Source organism: Microbispora rosea, from assembly GCF_900156315.1.
GTDB lineage: Bacteria > Actinomycetota > Actinomycetes > Streptosporangiales > Streptosporangiaceae > Microbispora > Microbispora rosea.
The window spans coordinates 20,177-40,161 of sequence record NZ_FTNI01000014.1 but is presented as its reverse complement, the minus strand read 5'-3'; the positions used below and the strand labels follow the sequence as shown (position 1 = coordinate 40,161).

Below are 19,985 nucleotides of genomic sequence, written 5' to 3'. Positions count from 1 at the left end.
ATGGGACTGAGCAACATCCGCCTCATCGTGCCGCTGGTCTACGCGATCGCGGTCGTCGTGTCGCTGATGATCGACAAGACCGTGGGCACGGTCGTCGTGATCGTCGGAGCGCTCCTCGTGGCCGCGTTCTTCATCTGGTTCCGCCCCCGGAGCGGGACCGGCCGTCCCTGACGCCGAACAGCGCGCCCCACGGGTCGCGCAACACCGCCTCCCGCCCGTCGTCCCCCGCCTCGGCGACCCCGCCGCCCGCCCGTCGCGCGGCCAGGGCCGCCGAGGGCACGTCGTCCACGAAGAAGTAGGACACCCACTGAGGGGACATGCCGTCCGGCACGCCGCGCACCTCCCGTCCTGGCGCCGTCTCCTCCCCGAAGATCCCGGCGTAGAAGGCGCGGGCGCCGCCGGGATCGGCCGCCCTCAGCTCGTGGCCGCAGGTCGCGCCGTGCTCGTCGACCAGGACGATGCCCTCCGCCCAGTGCCCCTGCCAGAAGCCGACCGCCGCGCCCGTCGTGTCGATCGCGAACAGGAACCGCCCGTTCTCGCCGGCCGCGAGCGGCCCGAGCACCACCGCGCCGCCGAGCGCCTTCACCCGCCCGGCCACCGCGTCGGCGTCCTTCGCCGCCAGGTAGGTGTTCCAGGTGGCGGTCAGCCCCCGCCCCGGCGGCACCTGGCCGAATCCTCCGACGACCTCCCCGGCCTGCCGCGCCAGGCGGTAGCCGTACTCCTCGGGCTCGCCGAAGGTCCAGCCGAACAGGGTCGCGTAGAAGTCCCGCGCACCCTCCGGGTCGGCCGCCATGTAGTCCACCCAGCAGGGCGAGCCCTGCGCGTACGTCTCACGCCTGGGCATCCACCCGGCTCCTTTCCAGATGGGACCAGATGAGCGGCGCGGCGGCCTCCGGGCGCTCGATCAGGCACAGGTGACCGGCGTCCGCCATCTCCACGACCCGGCAGCGGGGGACGAGCGCGCCCAGCCGGTCGGCGTTGGCCGCGAACGTCGGCATCTCGGCGTCCCCGACGAGGACCAGGGTGTCGGCCCTGATCGCGCCGAGCGCCTCGTCGGTGTGGATGTGCCGGTGGAACGCCGCCATCGCGCCGGTGCGCAGCTCGTCCCAGCCGTGCCGGGCGATGACCGTCCGCAGGCTCGCCCGCAGCCGGGGGTGCGCCTCGGTGCCACGGAAGATGTCGGGCGGGGAGGACATCCAGACGTCCGCCAGCGCGGCGCCGTCCGCGCCGGCCCGCCGCAGCGCCATCAGCTCGCGGTAGCGCGGGGCCGTCCCCGGCTCGCTGGGCGCGCCCGCGATGGTGGGGGCCGCCACGACGAGACGCCGTACGACGTCGGGCGCGTCCACGGCGAGCTGGATCCCCGCCAGCGACCCGAAGGACAGGGCGACGACGTCGTGCACCCCCTCCGCCCGCGCGATAGCCGCGATCTCGGCCGCCAGGTCCGGCAGGGTCGTGCCGGGCCGCATCGGGCCGGACCCTCCGTGGCCCGGCAGGTCGACGCCGACGTGCCGCCGGCCGGGCAGCAGCGCCCACAGGTCGCGCCAGGTCGTGGAGTCCATGGTGTAGCCGTGGAGCCACAGCACGGCCGGGCCGCTCCCGCTCGCGTGCACCCGCATCACGCCGGCTCCCCCGTCACCGCCGCGGAAGCGGTTCCGGCGGGCGGAACGGCGCCGAAGGTGGCGCAGAACCGCCGGAAGGCCAGCACGGGCCGGTCTGCGGCGTCGTAGCGCTGCGGTGCGTCCGGATCGAGGTGATCCCAGACGACGCGGTCCTGCTCGAAGGCGTACCGCGCGCCGTGGACCAGCGCGTCGAGCGCATCGGCCCGCTCCGGCGGCAGTGCGATGGCGACCCGCCCCACGCAGCCGTCCGGGGTGGGCACGGCGCCCGTGATGATCGTGTACGGCGCGTCCGCCGTGCCCAGCTCCGTCATGACGAGGTTGGGGCTGAAGGCACGGGCGTAGAACCGGGAGGCGAAGTCGAGCCGGCGCTCCCGCTCCCATGGCGGGGCCTTGGTGCGGAACTCCCCCTCGATCGCCATCTCCCCGTCGGGACCCGGCGACACCCGCATGCCGATCACCCGGGGCACGAGGTGCACCTGGTGGAAGTGCTCGGCGTCGAAGGCGTTCTCCACGACGTACTCCGAAGGGACCGCCACCGGCTGGATCACAGCGCTCACGACGATGTTGCCGTCGGCCACCTCCTTGATGGCCCGCTGGAAGCCGCGGTCGTCGTCGGAGGACAGCCGTACGAACACCGCCGCGCCCGCCCGCTCGACCGCGTGCTCGGCGACCGACCAGCGCCGCGCCGTGTCCCCGAGTGCCACCCGCTTGCCGTGGAAGGGGCAGATGACGCAGTCGCCGTCCAAGGTGCCGCCGTGGCCCAGGGCCGCACCCCGGTGCGGGCACAACCCGTCGAACACGCGGACGCGCGACCCCTCCCGTACGGCGAGCAGCCTCCGCCCGCCGAGCATCAAGGGGTTCAGCCCCTCGGCGAGTTCCTCCTCGAACGCCAGCAGATACCAGCCCGTGTGCACTTTCCCGATCATCGCCCTACCGCCTCCAGGACCTCTCCGGCCACGCGGTCGCCGCTGGCCATGGCCGCCTGAACCATCGGGACACCGGCCGCCGTGGCCTCGCCCGCGAAGAACACCGTGCCGCCCATCGGCTCCGCCCACGCCGCCCGCGCCCACAGGCCGCCGACCCGGGGATAGGTGAACGCGCCGGTCGCCCAGGCGTCCGCTCCCCAGTCGGCCGCCTCGACGTGCTCGGGCCGGGCGTCCCCGGCCCAGGGCAGCACCCGGCCCAGCGGGGGCGGCCCTCCGCGGGCCGCCTCGCGCGCCCGCGCGGCGGCCCCCGCCTTGGCCACCACCAGGACGCGCGTGCTGCCGGCGGTGCAGGTGACGAAGCCCAGCCCGCCCTCGGCGTCGAACACGACGGCCGACTCCGGGGCCGGCCGCGACAGCGTCACCACCCCGCACCAGGCGTCGCCGAGGCGCAGCGACTCGGCCGCCGCCCGCTTGCGGGCCGGCATGTCCGCGATCGCGAGCGCCCCGCCCGCGACCACGGGCGGCGGCACGGTCACCACCACAGCCGCGGCCGTCACCGCGCCCTCGTCGAGACGGGCCTCCACCCGCCCCGGCGACCAGGCGATGCTCCTGGCCGGGCTGCCCGGCCGCACGTCGAGCCCGCGGGCGAGCACGCCGGGCAGCCGGTCGAAGCCCCCACGTATGGCGTAGCGGCCCTCGCCGACGTCGTCGGCGCGGCGTCCCGCGGCCATTCCCGCCGCGCTGAGGGACCCGGGGTCGGCCGCCCAGTTCTGCCGCAGCCATTCGGCCTGGTCGCCGGAGGTGAGCCGCTCCGCGACGGGCACGTCCTCCCTCGGGTCCCGCAGCAGGCTCTGCTCCACGGCCCACGGCGGCTGTCCCCGCCGGGCGAGCACGCCCAGCGGCAGCACCCGCCCCGCCGCGGCCACGAGGGCGTTGCCCGGCTGCACCGGCTCGGCCGCGCCGGGTTCGAGCACGTCCCAGACGGGGTTGCGGTCGCCGTGGACGACCTGAGCCCCCAGCTCCATCGCCGGACCGCCGTCGGAGGGCCGGTGGGTGCGCACCCGCCCGCCGACGCGGTCCCTGGCTTCCAGCACCGTGACGGCCAGACCCGCGGCGTGCAGCCGCCGTGCGGCGGTCAGGCCGCTGACGCCCGCGCCCACAACCACTACATCGACTCGCATCGCTGCCTCCCATGGGTCCGTCCGGTCCGCAGTTGTCCGCATTCATTCCGGCGGCGGCCGCGCTGTAGTAGCGTGGCCGTGCCGTGATCTTGTGACCCGTGATCGTGTGAGCTGAGCCCCGAGGGATCGCCGATGACCGCTCTCCGCCGGCTTCCGGCCGGTCTGGCCCACCCGTTCTCGCCGGTCGGCAGGTCCGACCCGTATCCGGCGTACGACTGGCTGCGGGCCAACGACCCGGTCCACTTCGACGTCACGACCCGGATGTGGCTGCTCACGGCGCACGAGCACTGTGCGAGCGCGCTCAAGGACCCCCGGTTCTCGGCCGCCCTGGGACAGCGCGAGCGGGTGCGCGACGACGACCTGCCCGCCTCGATGCTGACCACCGACCCGCCCGACCACAACCGGCTGCGCGCCCCCGGCATGGCCCTGCTCGGCCCCGCCGCGGTGCGCGAGCTCGCCGCCGCCCTCACCGCTGTCGTGGACGGCCTGCTCGACGGGCTGGCGGACGCGGCCGAGGTCACGCGAGACCTGGGCGAGCCGTTCGCGACCGGCGTGCTCGCGCGGACGCTGCTCGTGCCGCGCGAGGACGAGGCGGCCTTCGCGGACCTGGCCCGGCGGGCCTCGGTCAACCTGGACCCGCTGGCGGGGCCCCAGGCCGCGCGGGAGGGCCGCGTGGCGATGGGCGAGCTGACCCGGTTCCTCGACGCGCACGTGGCGCGCGAGCCCGGAGGGGCGATCGCGCGGCTGGCCGAGGACGAGCGGCTGACGCGGCCCGAGATGCTCGGCATCCTCTCACTGGCCGTCGTCGGCGGCTGGCGCCCGCTGGCCGAGATGGTGGGCAACGCGCTGTTCTGGCTGCTGCCGCGCCCCGAGGCCCTGGCGGCCCTGCGCGAGGGCGGCGACGAACTCGCCCGTACGGCGGTCGACGAGCTGCTGCGGCTGGAGGCGCCGATCCCCTTCACCGCGAGGGTGACGACCGCGGAGGTGTCCTTCGGGGACGCGGTCATTCCCGCGGGGGCGCGGGTGCTCGCCGTGGTCGCGGCGGCCAACCGGGACCCGGCCGTCTTCGACCGTCCCGGCGACCTGGTGCTGACCCGGTCTCCCAATCCCCACCTCGCCTTCGGCGCCGGCACCCACTTCTGCCTGGGCGCACCCCTCGTCCGGCAGGCCGGCGCGCTGCTGCTGCGCGGCCTGGCCGAGCGTTTCCCCGCGATCCGCGCGGACGGCGCCCCGCCCGCCTGGGCGCCCGTGCTCGTGCCGCGCCGGCTGGGCGAGTTCCGGATCCGGCTGTCCTGACGGTCAGCGCACGTTGGGCCCGCGCCACCGGAAGGTCAGGAAGCTCAGCACGAGCCCGGCGAGGCACCACGCGGCCAGCACGAGCGCCACGCGGTCGAGCTCCCAGACGCCCGCGGGCTCGACGCGGGCGAAGTCGCCGGGCAGGAACACCGAGCGCAGCCCCTGGGTCATCCACTTGAGCGGGAACAGGGCCGCGACCGTCTGCATCCACGCCGGCAGCTGGCTGTAGGGAAAGAACACCCCCGAGATGAACTGCAGCACCAGGAACGGCAGCGTGACGATGGCCGAGGCCGACCGGGCGTTGGGGATGATCGAGCTGAACGCCACGGCAAGCAGCGTGCAGGCCACCGCACCGAGCAGCAGCACCCACACGAGCGTCTCCCAGCGGGCGGCGGTCGAGGGCAGCGGCAGCCCGAACGCCGGCACGGCCACGGCGAGCAGCAGGAGCGTCTCCAGGGTGCCGGTCACGGCCACCCTGACCACCTTGCCGATGAAGTAGGCGGACTTCGGCATGGGGCTGGAGGCCAGCCGGCGGATCATCCCGGTGTCGCGCTCGATGGCGACGCTGATGGCCAGCCCGTTGAAGCTGACGCTCATCACGCCGCAGGCGATGATGCCCGCGATGAACATCTGCTTGAAGTCGGTGTGGGTGCCGGGCACGGTCCCCGAGAAGATGGAGCCGAGCACGACCAGCAGCACGATGGGCAGCAGCAGCGTGAAGACCAGCGACTGCCTGTTGCGGAAGAACGACTTGAGCTCGACCGACGACCGTGCGACGGCCGCCCGCCACACGATCGACCGGGCGGGGTCGAGGACCACCGCGCCGCTCTCCTGGGTGAGGACCGCGTCGGGAGCGCTCATCACACGACACCGCCTTCCTGGTTGCTCCGGATGAGGTCCAGGTAGATCTCCTCGAGCGACGGCCGATGGATGCGCAGGTCCGGCAGTTCGCGCACCCCGGAGGCGGCCGCCCAGGGCAGCAGCGCGGCCATGGCCTCGGTCGGGTGGTGCGTGCGCACGACCACCAGGCCCTCGGCCTCCTCCACCACGGCGTCGCCCGGCAGCGCGGGCAGGCTCGTGGCGAGCCCGTCCGTCCGGGTGAAGCTCACGGCGGCGGGTGTCGCGCGCCGGCCGCCCAGCTCGGCGACCGGGCCCGACTCGACGACCCGCCCCCCGACGATGACGGCCGCCCGCTGCGCCAGCGCCTCGACCTCGTCGAGGTAGTGGGTGGTGAGCACGGTCGTCTTGCCCCGGTCGGCGAAGTAGCGGACGAGGTCCCACGCCTCCCTGCGGGCGACGGGGTCGAGACCCGTCGTCGGCTCGTCCAGGAAGATCAGATCGGGGTCTCCGACGACACCGACCGCGACGTCGAGCCGCCGTGCCTGCCCGCCGGAGAGCGCCTGTGTCTGCTTGCGCGCCTGCTTGCCGAGGCCGACCATGTCGATCACCTCGGCCACCGGCAGCGGCGCGGGGTAGAACGCCGCGAAGTGCTCGACCACCTCGCGCACGGTCAGGTCGGTGTACGCCCCCGTCGTCTGGGGGACGACGCCGATCCTGGCGCGCCACTCGGGCGCGTCCTCGGCCGGATCGCGGCCGAGGACGCGCACGTCGCCGGATGTCCGCCGGCGAACCCCCACCAGGATCTCGACCGTGGTGGTCTTGCCGGCGCCGTTCGGCCCGAGGAGGGCGAACACCTCGCCGCTCCGAACGTCGAGGTCCACCTCCTCGACCGCGTTCACCGGGCCGTACCGCTTGCGCAGGGAGCGCACGTGGACGGGGTTCGCCTGCTCGGCGACCGTGGACATGGCCTAGCCCTCCGAGTTGGTAGTGACGGTCAGGTGCAGCAGCAGCAGGGGCAGCAGCAGCAGTTGATGTCGATCGCCTCGGCCGCGGACGCGCCGGCGGCGATGGAGTCGAGGTCGCCCTCGCTCAGCTCGGCCATGTCGACCTGGGGCGTCTCGGGGATGTGCAGCTCGAAGCGGCCGGTCTCGAGGCCCCTCTCCCAGAGGGCGACCTGCACCTCGATGTTGCTGTCGTGGTGGCCTTCGGGAATGTTGCGGACGAGGACGACTTCGGCTCCGGCCGGCAGCTCCAGCCCGGACTCGGCGAGAGCCGAACGGGGGTCGGAGTCCAGCCGCGCCGAGTATTCCTCACTCGACCACGCGGTGATCAGGACGCGGGTGTACGCGTTCACGAATTCCGCGCGCTGTCTCGGGTCCAAAGACATTGCCTGCCTCCCGGCTTTTTTTCACGGCGTTGTCCGCCGCTTTCGAAATGAAGTCTTACACGGCGGGGCGGGAACGGCACAGACTTAATTTTCCGGCCGGCGACATAAGTATTGAGGCCTCGAACGGCACGGACTATGCTCCGAACAGGAAATATCACCGAGTACGTATTCACACCCAATCGCATGCGCAATTCACGGGCGAATACGTATTCAAAAAAAGTGAGGGTGGGCATGGCCGATACGCACAGCGGTTACGTATCCCTGCCGCCGGGTCCTGACGGCGCCCAGAGCCTGAGCAGCATGCGGGAGGACCCGCTGCGCTTCGTCACGGAAATGGCCGCCTGGGGCGACGTGACGAGGCACGAGGCCGAGGGCGCGCCCGTCTACATGCTGCACCGGCCCGATCTGGCCCGGCACGTGCTGAAGGACAACGGCGCCAACTACACCAAGGACCGCACGCCCGACGACGACATGCTGCGACCCCTGCTCGGCAACGGCCTGCTGACCAGCGGCGGCGAGGAGTGGGCCAGGCAGCGCAAGATGATCGCCCCGGCCTTCCGCCCGACGGAGGTCGAGCGGTTCGCCCAGGTCATGACCGACGCCGCGGCCCACCTGGCCGCCCGGTGGCGGCGGGCCGGCGAGGACGGCGAGGCCGTGCGCGTCGACCACGACCTGACCGCGCTCACGCTCACCGTCATCGCGCGGGCCATGCTCGGCGCCGACATCGCGGGCGTCGGCGACGGCTTCGGGCGGGCGGTGGACGAGGTCAACCGCTTCATCGGGCACTTCGACCCCGCCTCCGAGGGAGGCGGGCGGGAGGGGTTCCGCCGGGCGAAGGCGTTCCTCGACGCCGTCACCCGGACGATCGTGGCCGCCCGCCGGGCCACCGGCCAGGAGAACGACGACCTGCTCGGCGCGATGCTGGCCTCGGGGCACGCGATGAGCGCGACCGACCTGCGCGACCAGGTGCTGACGATCGTCATGGCCGGGCACGAGACCACGGCCAAGGCCCTGACCTGGACGCTCTACCTCCTCGACCGTCATCCCGACGCGGCGCGCGCGGTGCGCGCGGAGGTGGACGAGGTGCTGGGCGGGGACCGGACCCCCACCGCCGCCGACCTGCCCCGGCTGACCGCCTGCCAGCGGGCGATCAAGGAGGCCATGCGGCTGTACCCGCCCGTGTGGCTCATCTCCCGGCGCTCCGTCGAGGCCGACATCGTCGGCGGCTACGCCATACCTCCGGGCACGCTCGTGTGCGTAAGCCCGTACGTACTCCACCGGGATCCCCGGTACTGGCCCGACCCTGAGACGTACGCGCCGGACCGGTTCGCGGCCGAGCACACCCACGCCGGGCACCAGTACCTCCCCTTCGGCGGCGGCCCGCGGGTGTGCGTCGGCCGCCACTTCGCGCTGGTCGAGGCCACCCTCGTGCTGGCCGTGCTGCTGCGCGCCGTGCGCCCCGAGCTCGTCCCCGGTTTCCCGGTCGAGCCCGAGGCCCTGGTCACGCTGCGCCCCCGGCACGGCATGCTCATGGTCCCCCGCCCCAGGGAGACGGGCCCCAGGGAGACGCGCCCCGGGGAGACGCGGCCCGGTGACGCCCGGAGGGAGCCGTGACCGCCGTGACGGGCGCCGGGTCGTACGACCCGGCCACGACGACCGCCGGGGGCCTGCACGGCGAGCTGGCGCGTCTGGAGGCCCAGGCGGAGCTCTCCTTCGACGAGGAGCTGCGGGTCCTGCTCGACGTCGGCGTCCCGGCGCCCCTGCTGGAGCTCGGGGCGGGCTCGGGCGCCGTCACGCGGCGGCTGCGGGCCGCCCTGCCGGACCTGCCCATGGTGTCCGCCGACATCGACGCCGCGCTGCTGGCGCACGCGGCGGACGCCCGGGTCCCCCTGCTCGGCTGCGACGCCGTACGGCTGCCGCTGGCGGACGGATCCGTGGGCACGGTCCTGCTCCGCTACGTACTGCAGCACGTGGCCGACCCGGCCGCCGTGGTGGCCGAGGCGCTGCGGGTGCTGCGGCCGGGCGGGCGGCTGGTCGTGATCGAGGTGGACGCGATGCTGTGGGGCCTGGCCGACCCGATGTATCCCGAGATGGCCGGCGTCCACAACCGCATGACCGGCGCGCAGCAGCAGGCCGGCGGCGACCGGCTGATCGGGCGCAAGCTCACCCGGCTCCTGCGCCGGGCGGGCTTCGGCGACGTGGTGCTGCGCCCGTTCGCCACGACCAACGACGACCGCCCCACCGAGGCGTTCGCCGCCCACCTGGGCCCGGAGCGGCTGGCGCCGCTGGTCGCCGCCGGGGCCCTGACCCTGCCCGAGCTCGCCCTGGCGGCCGACCGGTGGCGGCGTTTCCGCGCCGACCCCGACGCCTGGGTCATGTTGCTCGGCCTCGTCGTCGCCGGGACCGCACCGGGCGGTTCCGCCGCATCCGAACGGAGTACGTCATGAGCCCCTTCTGGAAGATCTTCGTCGCGATCTTCTGTTACATCAGCGGCATCGTGGGCCTCGGGCTGGCCGTCGCCAACGCCAGCGTGAAGCCGCCCGCCACCACCCACGCCTTCGTGTACGGCGGGCTCGGCCTGGTGTTCCTCATCGCCGGAATCGTGCTGAGCCGCAGACCGCGCTACTGAGCACGCGAGAACCGCCGGCGGACCGGGAGACGGTCCGCCGGCGGTTCTCGTTTCCGTGCTCTCTGATCCGCCTGATCCGCAGCAGAGGCCCTCAGATCTGGCGGCGGGCCAGGCGGGCGAACAGCCCGTCGGCGTCCTCCAGCAGCTCGTGGTATCTGCCCTGCTGGACGATGCGCCCGCGCTCGAGCACCACGATCTTGTCGGCGTCCGTGATCGTCGAAAGCCGGTGGGCGATCACGATCCGGGTGGCGTTGAGCTGGCGGGTGCTCTCCGTGACGATCTTCTGGGTGGGGTTGTCCAGCGCGCTGGTCGCCTCGTCGAACAGCACGATGCGGGGATGCGAGACGAGGGCGCGCGCGATCATGATGCGCTGCCGCTGCCCGCCCGACAACGTGTTGGTGCCCTCCGACAGCACCGTGTGCATGCCCATCGGCATGTTCGCGATGTCGTCGGCGATCCCCGCCATGGCGGCGGCGTCCCAGGCGTCGTCGATCGTGTGGTCGGTGCTGCCGGTGATGTTGGCCTTGATGTCACCGGCGAGCAGCGAGCTGTTCTGCAGGACGACCCCGCACTGGCGGCGCACCGCGCCGATGTCCAGCTCGCCCAGGTCCTGGCCGTCGTACAGCACCGTTCCCGAGCTCGGCGACTCGAAGCCCAGCAGCAGCCGCAGGATCGTCGACTTGCCGCTGCCGGTCGGGCCGACGATCGCGACGAACTCGCCGGGCTCGACCGACAGGTCCACCCCGTCCAGCACGAGCGGCCCGTCCTCGCCGTACCGGAACGACACCCGCGACAGCTCGATCCGGCCCGATAGCTCGCCGGGGTCGGCCTTGCCCGTGTGCTCCTCCGGCTCGGCCGCAAGGATCGGCCGCAGCCGCTCCAACATGGGCACCACGCTCATCGCGGTGATCGCCGCGCCGGTGAACTGCAGCACCGAGGCCAGCAGCAGGTTGAACGCGGCGAAGAACGCCAGGAACGCGGGAACGGTCACGTCCCCGAGCATCGGCCCGGCCACCACGGCGAACACGATGACCGACGCGACCAGCGGGAATCCGGCGTTGAAGGTCGTGACGAGGTTCTGCACCCGGCGGGCCGACACGCCGATGCTGCGCGCCTTGAGGAACTCCGCCGCCCAGACCCCGAAGCCCCGCTCCTCGGCCGCCGCCACCCGCAGCTTCGGCACGGCCGTCAGGAGCTGGAAGACCCGCGACGACAGCCGCTGCTCATGGGTGTAGAGCCGGCGTTGCAGCCGCACCTCGAAGTAGCCCGCGACCGCGCACACGAGCACCCCCACCAGCACGAGCGCCGTCGCGATCAGCGCCAGCCGCACGTCGTAGAAGTAGACGAGCACGAGGTTGGCCAGGCCGGCGAACAGGCCGAGGGCCGCCGTCGTCATGACGCCGGACAGCGTCTCCTGCACCACGCTGACGCCGAGGACCGTGGTGCCCAGCTCTGCCGTGGAGTAGTTGGTGAAGAACGTCGCCGGCAGCGACAGCAGCCGCATCCAGGCGCCCGCCTGCAGGCGGGCCGACGATCTGCCCTCGATGCGCAGCGCGGCGAAGTTCTGCACCACGGAGAGCGAGGCCGCCACGAGCGAGCCCGCGATCACCAGCAGCGCGCCCTGCACGATCATCTCGCGCTCGGCCCTGGCCACGTACGTGCCGAGCACGAGACCGGTCATGGCGGGCACCAGCAGGCCGATGCAGGCCACCAGCGTCCCAAGGCTGAGCAGGGTCCACAGGTCCTTGCGGTTCTTGGCCAGGCCGAACCGCAACAGCCCGCCCACCCCGGTGACGGCCGGCGGCAGCGGCTCGTACAGCACGTCGGCGTGCCGGGTCAGCGTGGCGGCCACCGCCGGGGTGACCGGGGTGACGCGTTCCTCCCCCGGCGCGGCCATGACGTAGTGCGACCCGATGGGCAGCAGCGCCACCGGCTCCCCGTCGGAGGAGCGGTAGCCCACCATCGGCCCGATGTCCCGCCGCCACCAGCGATCGTCGAGCCTGATCCGGCGGGTGCGCACGCCCGAGGCGAGCGCGATGGCCTGGAGCGGGTCGGTCCGGCCGCCGTGCGCCCCTCCCGGCGGGGGCGCGACCACCGAGAAGCCGGCGTGCGAGGCCACCAGGCGCGCGGCGGCCAGCGCCGGCGGGTCGCCCGCCACGTCGGCGAGGCGGACCCGCGCCTCGGTGTCGCGCACCAGCGTGTCGAACCCGCGGGCGGTGCTGCGCAGCACGTCCCCGCCCCGCTCGGCCCGGCTCGTCAGTGCCCTCAACTCGGTCGAGTTCCGGCGTTCGATCCGCCGGTCGATCATGTAGAGGAAGCGGGTGGTGTACTCGACCCACCGGTGCCACAGCTCGCCCGCGCCCAGCAGGTCGAGGGTCGACCGGGCGCGCAGCCGGGCCGGGCCCAGCGCCATCAGCCAGTCCCGCTCGGTGACGCAGACCTCGGCGCCGGCGCTGAGCTGACCGGCGACGCCCTCCGGCATCTCGACGACACCGTCCTCGACGGTGATCCACCGGAGTCCGTCGACGGACCGGACGGCCTCGCCCTCGCGGACGACGGTGGGCTCGTTCGGCGACAGCGGGACGAAGTCGCGCGGGGGCAGCGTGTCGCGCATCGACGCGGCGAGCGCCACCACACCGGCCTCCAGGCCCCGCACGAACTCGCGCACCGCCATGCCGTACTCGCGGGTGGGCAGGCCGCGGACCACCTTCCCCGACTCGGACGGGCCGTCGACGCGCCGGGCCGACAGGCCCTCAAGCCGGGCCAGCGGCAGGCTCGACACGCGGGCGCCGAGCACCGGCCGCCCGACGATGCTGTGCCTGGGGCCGCGCGGCGAGCCGAGCACCAGCGCGCCCTGCCGCACCCGGCACAGGTAGTTCCATCTGCCGACCGGCCTGCCGTTCTCGAGGCGTACGGCGAACAGGTCGACCGCGCCGCGCTCGACCAGCAGCACCTCGCGCAGGTCGGCCAGCACGAGCAAGCGGTCGGCGGAGTAGTCGATGGGCGTGGCCGCGTCGGTGAAGAACGGCGAGAACGTCGAGGCCGGCGTCACTGTCGGGACGCTCATTGGTCCATCCCCTCACCGCCCGGCTGGGCGTTCTCTATCAGCCGCGCGTAGTGGCCGCCGAGGCGCACGAGGTCCTCGTGCGTGCCGCGCTCCACCACCTCGCCCTGGTGCAGCACGAGGATCTCGTCGGCGTCCCGTACGGTCGACAGCCGATGGGCGATGATCAGGCAGGCGCATCCCCGGCGGCGCAGGTTGTCGGCGATCACCCGCTCGGTCTCCGGGTCGAGCGCGCTGGTCGCCTCGTCGAGGACGAGCAGGGTCGGCTGCCCGGCGAGCGCCCTGGCCAGCTCCAGCCGCTGGCGCTGCCCGCCGCTGAAGTTGCGCCCGCCCTCGCGCACCCGGCTGTTGAGCCCGCCGGGCCGGGCGGAGATGACGTCGAAGATGGCCGCGTCGTGCAGCGCGGCGGTGACGACCTCGTCGGAGACGTCGTCGCTCCACAGCGTGAGGTTGTCGCGCACTGTGCCCTCGAACAGCGAGATGTCCTGGTCCACGTACGCGACCGAGGCCGCCAGCTCGGTCCTGGAGATCTCCTCGCGGTCGCGCCCGTCGAGCAGCACCCGGCCCGACGCCGGCCGGTAGAGCCCCGCCACGAGCCGGCCGACGGTCGACTTCCCGCTCCCCGAGCTCCCGACGATCGCCACCCGCCGGCCGGGCACCACCGAGAACGACACGTCCTTGATGACCGCCTTGGCCAGCGGGTTGTACCCGAACGTCACCTGCTCGAAGGTGATCGCCCCGTCGAGCCGGCTGCCCGCGGGCCTGTCCGGCCGGTCGAAGACGGGCGAGCGGGGGTGGCGTTCCACGTCGTACAGCCGGGTGATGTCGGCCGAGATGTCCTGCAGACGCCCGCCGAGGTTCGTGAGCTGGGTGACCGGCCGCGACAGCGAGCCGAGCAGGCTCTGGAAGGCCACAAGCAGGCCGACGCTGACCGCGCCGTCCACCACCCTCAGGCCGCCGACGAGCAGGATGAGCCCGCTGTTGACCCCGGCGAGCAGCGGGGGCACGACCGTGATGACCGCGCTGGGCACGCCCAGCCGCTGCCGGGCGGTCACGGCCTTGGCCAGGAAGCCCGCCCATCGCTGGAACGCGCTGGGCTCGGCGCCGGTGGCCTTGACGGTCTCCACGAGCTGCAGGGTGTTGAAGGTGGCCGACGTGAGGTTGCCGAGATCGGCCCGCAGCGCGGCCACCGCGTCGGTCCTGGCTCTGGACACCTGCCGCAGCACGAGGATGTTGAGCAGCGCCATGCCCACGCCGATGAGGCCGAGCAGCAGGTCGTAGCGGATCAGGACGACCGCGTAGAAGAGCACGAGCACGAGGTTGACGACGGTGATCGCCAGGTCCCTGGACAGGATCTCGGCGACCATGTCGTTGGCCGACACCCGCCTCGCGACCTCGGCGGGCCTGCGTTGCAGGAAGAACTCCACCGGCAGGCGTAACAGATGGCGGAAGAACCGGGCGGAGCTGACCAGCCCCAGCCGTATCTCCATCCGCAGCAGGTAGTGCCGCTGGACCGAGGTCAGCACGAACATCGCCAGGGCGGTCACCGACATCGCCAGCAGCAGCGGCAGGATGAATCCCGGGTCGCGGCCGGTGAGGATGTGGTCGATGAACACCCGGCTGAACGCCGGCGCGATGATCCCGGGCACGACCAGCAGCAGGCTGGCCAGCAGCACCAGCGGCAGCGCCCGGCCGGAGGGCATGCGGCGCGACAGCAGCGCCTCGGCCACCCGGGTGGGCCGGCCGCCGGGCCGGAACCCGGGCCCGGGCTCGAAGGTCAGCACGATGCCGGTGAAGCCCGAGTCGAACTCGTCCCAGTCGAGCACGCGCGGGCCGCTCGCGGGGTCGTTGACCGCCACCACCGGCCTGCCGAAGCGGGTGCGGATGCCCTCGACGACCATGAAGTGCTGGAACGCCCAGAAGATGATCGCCGGTTTGACGATGTCGCGCAGGTCGTCCAGCTCCATCTGGAAGCCCTTGGCCTCCAGACCGTACTTGCGGGCGGCGGCGATCACGCTGGACGCCTTCGCGCCGTCCCTGGACACCGCGCAGGCCGCCCGCAGCTCCTCCAGAGGCACGAACTTGCCGTAGTGGCCGAGGACCATGGCGAGGGCGGCGGCTCCGCACTCGACGGCCTCCATCTGGATGACGGTCGGCGTGCTCCCGCGCCGGCCGCCCCGTTTGCGGGGAGCGCTCCGGCGCGGGGCGCCGGACGGTGCGGCGTCGGCGCGGGGGGCCGTGACCTGGCTCATCCGTCTCCTTCTCAGCGTCCGAGGAGCAGGTTGAAGGGCGTCTGGCTGCTGAGCGTGACGGTGCCCGTCACCGTGACCTGCGACTGCAGCTCCATCGGGGGGCCGGTCTCGGTCGTCCAGGAGTATCCGGAGGTGGTCCTGGGGTCGGAGAGGAGGTCGACGATCACCAGGCGGGGCGGCTCCGCGGTGAGGTAGCCGCGCGCCGCGAGGTCCCCGCCGACCAGGGCGGAGACGCCCTCCGCCATCAGCGGGTAGGGGCTGATCGAGGTCACCCTGCCGCGCAGCAGCCCGAACACGCCGGGCGGGGCGTTGGAGACCGCGAGGTCGACCGTACGGCCGGGGGCGATGCCGAGCGCGTGGTCGCCCGGCACGAACAGCATCGCGACCAGGCGGTCGCGGGGGGCGTCGGTCCTCTCCATCGCGAGCAGCCTGTCGCCCTCGCGGACCATCGCGCCCTCGCTCGCCGAGGTGGTGACGACCTCGCCGCTGAACGGGCTGCTCACGGTGCGCACGGTGCCGTCGGCCCGCAGGACCTCCGCGACCGCCTGCCCGCGCACCACCCGCAGGCCGGGACTCACCATCAGGTTCCGCACGGTCCCGGTGTACGGGCTCTGCAGCTGGGCGGTGCCCGCAGGATGGGTCAGCAGCCCCTTGGCGGTGACGGTGACCGGCAGCCGGCCGACGAACGACCACACCCCCGCGGCGACGACCACGATGAGCACGACGAACGTGGCGATCCAGCCGCGCGGGGAGGCGAGCAAGGTCGGGGAGTCGAGCTCGTCGGGCTCCCGCATCCGCTGCAGGGCCTTCAGCCGGAACTTCATGCCGGCACCTCCGGAGACCATCCCGGCGGCGTCCCCGCCGCGCCGCCCCGCCTGCTGCCGAGCAGGAGCTCGCCCACGCTGCCCTCCGCGTGCGGGTCGAGCCCGCTGGCCGCGGCGAACTCCGCGGCGTCCCCGCCGCCGAGCCCGCAGACCGCCAGGCCCATGGCCGTGGCCACCAGGTAGAAGGTCTGGTAGAGCACGCCCACGTGCTTGAGGATCAGCGAGTACGCGATGGTCTCGTACTTCCACATCACCCGCCCGAAGCGGGCGGTCACGATCAGCAGGACCTGGGGGTCCTCGGTCATCATGGCCGCCGCCTTGGCGCGGTCGAGCAGCGTGCGGGTCGCCGGGCCGGGATCGGCCACCCGTTCCAGCACGTGCGCGTGGGCGGCGTAGTGCCATAAGCCGGGTTCCAGGCCCTCGCAGGAGACGACGAGGGGGTAGACCTCCAGCTCGTGGACGGCGCCGCCGGACGGGTAGGGCCGGTCGGCCAGCTCCTGGCCGTCCTCCCCCGTGAAGGTGCGCCGCTGGCGCATCGTGCGGTAGAGGAGCTCGCCCAGGCGATCGAGGGTGATCGGGTCGGCGGCGTCGTGCTCGCGGATCGAGCGGCGGGCCTCGAGCACCTCGGTCAGGCTCGCCTCGGTCTTCGCGATCGCGTCCAGGTCCGGCGGCTCCAGGGCGATCCGGTCACCGGCGAAGGCCGGCGGCGCCACCGGCAGCGGATCCTGCACGCCCCGCAGGGGATAGGTGCCGCCGTAGCGCCCGGTCGTCCGGGGTTCCCTGGTGCGGGTGTGCAGCCACAGGTCGGCCGGCGACCACTGGGCGAGCGGGGCGGCGCCGCGCTCGGGGTCCTCCCCCTCCGGCGTCGGCCGCACCAGCAGCCCGGCGTCGGCGAACAGGCCGAGCACCGCCGCCGTGGTCTCGTCCGGCAGGCCCGGGCAGGCGAGGCCGGCCGGGACCGTCCAGTCCGCGAGCAGGCCGAGCAGCGGTGCGGCGGCCGGGGCGAGTTCGACCCCGAGGGGGCTGCGGGGTGCGCGCACCACGAGCCTGCCGTCCTCAGGCGCCGCGACGGCGAACCTCGACAGGCGCACGCGGGCGTCGGCGGCGAGCGGCGCGGCCGGGCGCAGCGGGCCGCCGCCGTACGGGCGCAGCACGGCCACCGGCTCGCCGCCGGACGGCACCACCTCCCCGCCGGACGGCACCACCTTCCCGCCGAACGGCACCAGGACGGCCCGCTCCAGCAACGCCCCGGCCGACAGCTTGCGCAGCAGCAGGTGCCAGCGCAGCAGCCCGCCCTCGCCGTCGTGCTCGGTGACGGTTTCGGCCAGCTCGTCCTCGGTCGCGCCGCCGCGGGCGAGGACGCGCAGCGCGGCGACCGCGCCCGGTGGCAGGCCCCGCAGCGTGGCGGGGCCGAACGGCGTGGCCAGGGTGACCGCCCCCGGCGTCTTCTCCGGTTCGGACAGGCCGGCGTCGCGGCGCAGCCGCACCTGAACGGTGTGCATTGCTCCCCCTATCGGGTCAGAAGAAGACGCTGGTGGGGTTGAGCTCCTCCTCCAGAGCCGGTTCCGTCCGCCAGCCGAGGGCCACGGGGACGTCGTACAGGCGGCCCGGGCCAAGCCGGCGCCAGAAGTGCCGCATGCCCGGGACCAGCACCCGGGCGACGCTGAGCTCCAGATCCGGCCGCGTCTGGTCGAGGACGATCACCTCCAGGCCGCACCCGGCGGCCCTGGCGACGCAGGTCTCGACGTCCGCCGCGAGGTCGGCGCCCTCGGGCACCCGGTAGTCCGCGAGCGTGCGGGGGCGCTGCGCGGGGTCGGGCAGCAGCCAGGGGTCGCTGTCGAGCGTGGTCTCCTTCCACCAGCGGAGCGTCGCGATGTCGTCGTCGTGGTAGATCGTCTCGCCGTTCTCGTCCCTGCGGCGTACGGACGGGAGGAACTGGTTGACCTCGGTCAGCGTCCGCAGCGCGGCGATCCGGGGATCGAGGTGGGCGCCGAAGCCCACGATGATGTCCTGCACCGGGTGGTCGAGGCGGTGGGAGACGCCGGCGAAGGCCGGGACGCCGAGGTCGCTGGTCAGGTCGAGCAGCCACAGGCTGCGGCCCATGTCGGCGTAGAACTCGCGCAACGTGTCGATGTACGGGTCGTTGAGCGAGTCGAGGTCGAAGGCGGGCCGCCGGGCCCGGTTGTACCACCACAGCGCGACGGCGTCCCGCTCCACGACCTCGCAGAACCCCTGGAGGATCGCCTCCTCCAGCGTGTTGCCGGAGGCGTTGCCGTTGGAGTCGCCGACGCAGTAGAAGTGGCGTTCCAGGTCGGGATGTCCGTACCAGGCGTAGCCGGCGGGGATCAGCCGCTCCTCGTCGGCGGTCAGCGACCAGGCCCGCGACCAGTCGAGCGGCAGGTCCGTGCGGAACCTCTCGGGCACCAGGTGCAGCCGGTGCGAGGGGTCGCTGTTCCAGGCGTCCCGGTGGCCGTACTGCGTGTCGGAGAACAGCAGCAGGTCGGCCGGGTGGACCGCGAGACCCTCGTCGAGGTCGGCGTAGGCCGCCTTGAGCACCGGCTCCTCGCCTCGCCACACGCCCGAGTAGCGCTCGATCGCCTCGCACAGGGCGCTGACCTTGGCCTGGATCTCGGTCCGGCCCTTGCCGCCGCTCTGTCCGCGCAGGTTGCGGCGCAGCAGGTCCATGTTGTCGCCGAGCATGGCGAAGTTGTGACCGGCGGTGAAGCTGTAGGTCACGCCGTTGTCCTCGTCGGCCCACGGCCGCAGCCGGGTGACCGCGCCCAGGTAGGGGCTGATGTGCCGCTCCAGCCGGGCGTACGTCGCCGAGGGCTGCTCGACCCGGTAGCCGCCGTCGGTCGCGTGCCGGGCGGTCCGCGCGGCCAGCGCCACCTTCGGCTCGCGATCGCGGATCAGCGACGGGTCGCCGCACACCGGGCACTGCGGCAGCCGGATCAGCTGGTGCTCGGCGCTGGTGAGCGCGCGCAGGTCGATGGTGATCATCTTGCCCTGCAGGGTCGAGGGACTGCCGGTGGCGGCGGCCCGCGCGAGCTCGGCCGCGAGCAGCCCGCCCACCGCCGCCGCGCCGCCCGGCAGGGACTCGCGGACCGGATGCGTCGGCCGCCCGTCGCCCCGCTTGCCCGCGAGGTAGCGCTCGACCTGCCGGTTGCCCTCGATCCGCTGGGACATGCAGGCCCAGCAGCCCGTCTCCCCCGGCTGGAACAGCGGTCCCAGCCAGGCCACCGTGCCGGTCGGCCTGACCAGCACCCAGGGCCGGCCGGCCGCCAGGCACTCGGCGTTGAGCTTCTCCAGGCCCGGGTCGAGGTAGTCGTCCACCACCGCCACGACCGGGCCGTCGCCGTCCGGAGCGGTGCGCAGCCCGTGCTCGCGCAGCAGCGCCTCGACCGGGCCGGGGTCGACGCCCGCGCCCGCGAAAATCCGGAAGGTCGTCTGCTCCAGGGCCGTGACGACGGCCGCGGGATCGACGCCCTGCGCGTCCCAGAAAGCGAGCACCGGGTCGGTCAGGGGCGGTCGGCCCTCGACCAGGTGCCCGGCGACCTCATAACGCCGGACGGCGAGCACCGCCTGGGCCGGGGACAGTTCGCCGGCGAGGGCCTGGACGATGTCCATCACCGTGTGCCGGCCGTCGAGATAGGGAAGTACGCGGCCCGAGCCCGCGCCGCGTACGAGATAGTGCTGGCCTTCCGCCAATAGGAAGACTTTCGCGTCGTCGAGGACTTCGGTGGTGAAGTGCGCCTTGAGCCGTGGCCGTTCCATGCCCCCCGCCATTCACTCCGTGATTAAGCCGATGAGCGGAGAATTCCATTGCCTTACGGAAAAAGTAAAGACGTATTTATCTCCCCGCGGACGCATACGTACAACGGGCGCGCACAAAGCGGGATCACGACCTGTGCGTACGGTGATGCGTATCGCGGGCGGCGCGGCGGAATACGTATGCGCATCGCCCCGC

17 protein-coding genes are annotated in these 19,985 nt (G+C 73.4%); 5 read left to right on the top strand and 12 right to left on the bottom strand.

Going from position 1 to position 19,985, the window contains the following annotated elements; translation table 11 throughout:
• Entirely contained in the window at window positions 1-171 is a 171-nt protein-coding gene (locus BXA11_RS43230) for a hypothetical protein (RefSeq protein ID WP_156080758.1), read from the top strand.
• Here the strand turns inward: BXA11_RS43230 and BXA11_RS20210 are convergent.
• The 4 genes from BXA11_RS20210 to BXA11_RS20195 are packed head-to-tail and all read right to left on the bottom strand — an operon-like array spanning window position 131 to window position 3,768.
• A complete protein-coding gene (locus tag BXA11_RS20210) occupies window positions 131-844 on the bottom strand; it encodes a VOC family protein (protein ID WP_076436774.1) in 714 nt (237 codons plus the stop codon). The two genes, BXA11_RS43230 and BXA11_RS20210, sit on opposite strands and share 41 nt — an antisense overlap.
• A complete protein-coding gene (locus tag BXA11_RS20205; RefSeq protein ID WP_076436772.1) occupies window positions 831-1,616 on the bottom strand; it encodes an alpha/beta fold hydrolase in 786 nt (261 codons plus the stop codon). The genes BXA11_RS20210 and BXA11_RS20205 overlap by 14 nt, the downstream gene beginning before the upstream one ends.
• On the bottom strand, window positions 1,616-2,545 hold the full coding sequence (locus BXA11_RS20200) for a Rieske 2Fe-2S domain-containing protein (RefSeq protein ID WP_076436771.1): 930 nt from the start codon (window positions 2,543-2,545) through the stop codon (window positions 1,616-1,618). Before BXA11_RS20200 ends, BXA11_RS20205 begins: the two co-directional genes overlap by 1 nt.
• Window positions 2,542-3,768, bottom strand: coding sequence for a flavin monoamine oxidase family protein (locus BXA11_RS20195; protein WP_083744426.1), 1,227 nt, complete (start codon window positions 3,766-3,768; stop codon window positions 2,542-2,544). Before BXA11_RS20195 ends, BXA11_RS20200 begins: the two co-directional genes overlap by 4 nt.
• 90 nt (window positions 3,769-3,858) lie before the next feature.
• On the opposite strand from BXA11_RS20195, the gene BXA11_RS20190 reads away from it, so the two are divergent.
• Window positions 3,859-5,022 carry a cytochrome P450 gene (locus BXA11_RS20190; protein ID WP_076436766.1) on the top strand — a complete coding sequence of 388 codons (1,164 nt, stop codon included), beginning with the start codon at window positions 3,859-3,861 and terminating at the stop codon, window positions 5,020-5,022.
• A gap of 3 nt (window positions 5,023-5,025) precedes the next feature.
• Here the strand turns inward: BXA11_RS20190 and BXA11_RS20185 are convergent, their stop codons facing one another.
• The 3 genes from BXA11_RS20185 to BXA11_RS20175 are packed head-to-tail and all read right to left on the bottom strand — an operon-like array spanning window position 5,026 to window position 7,249.
• Window positions 5,026-5,883, bottom strand: a complete 858-nt coding sequence (locus BXA11_RS20185; RefSeq protein ID WP_083744425.1) for an ABC transporter permease — start codon at window positions 5,881-5,883, stop codon at window positions 5,026-5,028.
• Window positions 5,883-6,827, bottom strand: coding sequence for an ABC transporter ATP-binding protein (locus BXA11_RS20180; protein WP_030506175.1), 945 nt, complete (start codon window positions 6,825-6,827; stop codon window positions 5,883-5,885). Before BXA11_RS20180 ends, BXA11_RS20185 begins: the two co-directional genes overlap by 1 nt.
• Window positions 6,828-6,856: 29 nt before the next feature.
• The gene (locus BXA11_RS20175) at window positions 6,857-7,249 is read right to left on the bottom strand and encodes a hypothetical protein (protein WP_197042442.1); all 393 of its coding nucleotides are present in this window, start codon (window positions 7,247-7,249) and stop codon (window positions 6,857-6,859) included.
• Window positions 7,250-7,480: 231 nt separating this feature from the next.
• On the opposite strand from BXA11_RS20175, the gene BXA11_RS20170 reads away from it, so the two are divergent.
• From BXA11_RS20170 to BXA11_RS20160, 3 genes are read left to right on the top strand one after another with little or no spacing between them, the layout of a single operon-like run.
• A complete protein-coding gene (locus BXA11_RS20170) occupies window positions 7,481-8,863 on the top strand; it encodes a cytochrome P450 (protein WP_159454814.1) in 1,383 nt (460 codons plus the stop codon).
• Complete coding sequence (locus tag BXA11_RS20165; RefSeq protein WP_076436762.1) at window positions 8,860-9,696, top strand: class I SAM-dependent methyltransferase; 837 nt, start codon at window positions 8,860-8,862, stop codon at window positions 9,694-9,696. The genes BXA11_RS20170 and BXA11_RS20165 overlap by 4 nt, the downstream gene beginning before the upstream one ends.
• A complete protein-coding gene (locus tag BXA11_RS20160) occupies window positions 9,693-9,878 on the top strand; it encodes a hypothetical protein (protein WP_030506179.1) in 186 nt (61 codons plus the stop codon). The genes BXA11_RS20165 and BXA11_RS20160 overlap by 4 nt, the downstream gene beginning before the upstream one ends.
• Window positions 9,879-9,969: 91 nt before the next feature.
• Here the strand turns inward: BXA11_RS20160 and BXA11_RS20155 are convergent, their stop codons facing one another.
• The 5 genes from BXA11_RS20155 to BXA11_RS20135 are packed head-to-tail and all read right to left on the bottom strand — an operon-like array spanning window position 9,970 to window position 19,792.
• Complete coding sequence (locus BXA11_RS20155) at window positions 9,970-12,945, bottom strand: NHLP bacteriocin export ABC transporter permease/ATPase subunit (protein WP_143734412.1); 2,976 nt, start codon at window positions 12,943-12,945, stop codon at window positions 9,970-9,972.
• Window positions 12,942-15,194, bottom strand: a complete 2,253-nt coding sequence (locus BXA11_RS20150) for an NHLP family bacteriocin export ABC transporter peptidase/permease/ATPase subunit (RefSeq protein ID WP_030506181.1) — start codon at window positions 15,192-15,194, stop codon at window positions 12,942-12,944. Before BXA11_RS20150 ends, BXA11_RS20155 begins: the two co-directional genes overlap by 4 nt.
• A gap of 11 nt (window positions 15,195-15,205) precedes the next feature.
• Window positions 15,206-16,018 (bottom strand): biotin/lipoyl-containing protein, encoded by an 813-nt coding sequence (locus tag BXA11_RS20145; RefSeq protein WP_159454813.1) that lies wholly within the window; start codon window positions 16,016-16,018, stop codon window positions 15,206-15,208.
• Window positions 16,015-17,520, bottom strand: a complete 1,506-nt coding sequence (locus BXA11_RS20140) for a SagB/ThcOx family dehydrogenase (protein ID WP_076436755.1) — start codon at window positions 17,518-17,520, stop codon at window positions 16,015-16,017. The genes BXA11_RS20145 and BXA11_RS20140 overlap by 4 nt, the downstream gene beginning before the upstream one ends.
• 16 nt (window positions 17,521-17,536) lie before the next feature.
• Window positions 17,537-19,792 (bottom strand): TOMM precursor leader peptide-binding protein, encoded by a 2,256-nt coding sequence (locus tag BXA11_RS20135; protein ID WP_076436753.1) that lies wholly within the window; start codon window positions 19,790-19,792, stop codon window positions 17,537-17,539.
• Window positions 19,793-19,985: the final 193 nt, after the last annotated feature.